Source organism: Bartonella sp. MU70NMGDW, assembly GCF_042194085.1.
Lineage (GTDB): Bacteria > Pseudomonadota > Alphaproteobacteria > Rhizobiales > Rhizobiaceae > Bartonella > Bartonella grahamii.
Genome location: NZ_JBHIMK010000430.1, coordinates 1 through 978, shown reverse-complemented (window position 1 = coordinate 978; position 978 = coordinate 1). Strand labels below are relative to the sequence as shown.

Annotated in this window: 1 pseudogene; it reads left to right on the top strand. The window is 33.9% G+C overall.

Annotated features, from left to right (window positions below):
- Nucleotides 1-183, top strand: a pseudogene (locus ACFIKE_RS11440) (hypothetical protein); the annotation flags it as partial.
- Nucleotides 184-978 lie beyond the last annotated feature (795 nt).

The window sequence follows — 978 nt, the reverse complement described above, 5'->3', positions numbered from 1 at the left end:
ACTTATGGCCTCCCCATGCTTATGATCAATGAAGATAATCGCATTCTGGTTGTAAAAGATCGTTCTGATTTACATCGTTTTTTTGGTACAACAGCACATTCTAAACAAAAGCGTTTCTTACTTCGTTATAGCAATCCGTTAGGCTTGCGTTTGGTGATTGCGAATCGAGTTGCACTCCAGTAAATTAATATGCATTCATTTTTGTACTACCGTAAGCATTTATCTTGTTGTGCCGTAAAACATCGTTGTTTGGGCGGTAATATAAGGCATGTAAACTTCATACATGAAGTATTTTTAGAGGACATGGCGAATATTCTTAAATGTCGGTCTTTGTGTAAGTGAAGCATATGAGTGGGAACCAAGAGGAACCTGCTCAATGAGAATCCAGATGTTTCCAGATGGGATTTGGTGTGACTTTTGGTTCTTTAAGGCAAAGAGGAAGTCAATGATTGTAAATGAGAATTTTTTGACACCATATATTTGCAGCAGGAATCGGTTATGTTAAACGCTTTTCTCGGAGAGGTAAAATGACTTTCATAACAATAGAAACCGTTTTTTTGGCGGTGTAATTTTTGGTTTTTGCCACATCATTAAAACACCAGAAGATTGCTGGAAGTGTTTTTGATTTTTTTTATAAATCATTTCTCCATGTTGAATGAGAGCTTTAAATATTACAAAATATTCTTATTTCATCTCTCTCTCTTATAATCAAAAGCATTTAGATAGAAAGGGTTATCGTAATATTGAGAGTTGGAAAATACAATGATGGTATCGGTTTTTATCTTTATTCAAGAAAGATGGCAGTATGGATTTATACTATTTGCAGGTAGTATCGTAAAATGGGAGTGACGAGCATGAGGGGTATTGTTTAAGAATCTGTACGTGAATAACATCAGTATCTTTTTTTTGGCATTTTATTTTTCGTAAAAGCGGAATTTCATTAAAAAACGCGATAAATAAAAGAAATGATAGTATATA